1 protein-coding gene is annotated in these 1284 nt (G+C 31.0%); it reads right to left on the bottom strand.

Going from position 1 to position 1284, the window contains the following annotated elements; all coding sequences use genetic code 11:
- Positions 1 to 257: 257 nt before the first annotated feature.
- On the bottom strand, positions 258 to 1284 hold a 1027-nt coding region (locus tag HUU89_RS15200; protein ID WP_254697796.1), incomplete at its 5' end, for an IS30 family transposase.

The raw sequence follows: 1284 nt of genomic DNA, 5'->3' as shown, positions 1-1284 counted from the left end.
AAGTAGAATTTACTCTTTCAGAAAGCAGATTTTATAAGAATATTAGGTGATTTGCCTGATATTCTTTTTATTTTGATGGTTGAATTTAGTCTTTCATGTGATTGAAAACCAAATTTTGTTATGAAAGAGTACTATTTTGGGGCACATTAAAGCTGTGCATTTTTGTCAATTTTTTTGAGTGTAAGACTAAAATCCACTTGAATAAAGTATTGAACTGTCAATCTGTATACCCATTTTCATACATTCTCTGAATGATTTTAATCTTTTAATAAGTAAGGTTTTAAAACAATATTGTCTTTGTTGATTCTTTCAATTCCAAAATCTTTGAATTTTTGATAAAGTGCAGGATTCATAAATTCCATTACTTCTAATGGTGATTTACCTTTTAAATGTTCTTTTGATTGAGAATTGATATGTGAGACTATTAGATTTGCTTTTTCCTGACTGTTAAGTCCTAAATCTTTTAAATCATTTTCTTTTGGACAAATATAGCGGATTTCTTTATGATTGTTTTCTAAACTTCCTTTTTGACCAGAAGCCATTGGATCACAATAGAAGATTCGTGTACGTCTTGATTCATTTTCTTCTTTTTCAAACCCTTCAGCATCACAAAATTCACTTCCTCTATCAGTCTTTATAATTGCAACTTCTTCACTGAAAAGGTCTTTCCCTAAGATCTTTTCTAAAAGGTCGACTCCTTCGACCATTGATTTCGCCGTTTTTTCTTCTTGATAGACGATAAACATGAAAGAATAGTCTAAAAATTTAAATGTTTGCATGAAAGGACCTGTAGAACCATTATTGTAGACCGTATCCATTTCAACAACGCTTAGATTTTTATTTTCTGCTGTATAATTAATAAAGTCATCGTATGTACGACCATTCAAATACTTTTTATCTTCTCTTTTTTTATATTTATTAGAAGCCTTTTTGGTTATTTTTCTTTTTGTTTTGATTCTAAGATCGATATCGAGAAGTCCAAATTCTCTAAAGATACCATTTTCAATATAGTTGTAGAGCGTTTTTTCAGAAATATTCAATTCAGGATGATTGGTAACGATATGATAGGGAGAATGCCCGGCTTCAATAAGCGGAACGATAATATCAGCCATAGCTTTGCATTCTTCATATGACATATTGATACCAGTTCTAGAATCAACAAGGTCTTCTCTATATTTTTTATGAGAAAAATCAGCCTTGTATCTATACTTATCATAGCGACAATGCGTATATTTAGAACAGCCGTTACATGCACCAGGAGAACGATCACGACGATTGCAGGTG

It is taken from the genome of Faecalibacillus sp. H12 (genome assembly GCF_013361255.1).
In the GTDB taxonomy this organism is placed as follows: Bacteria; Bacillota_I; Bacilli_A; order Erysipelotrichales; family Coprobacillaceae; genus Faecalibacillus; species Faecalibacillus intestinalis.
This window is presented reverse-complemented; position numbering and strand designations above follow the sequence as displayed.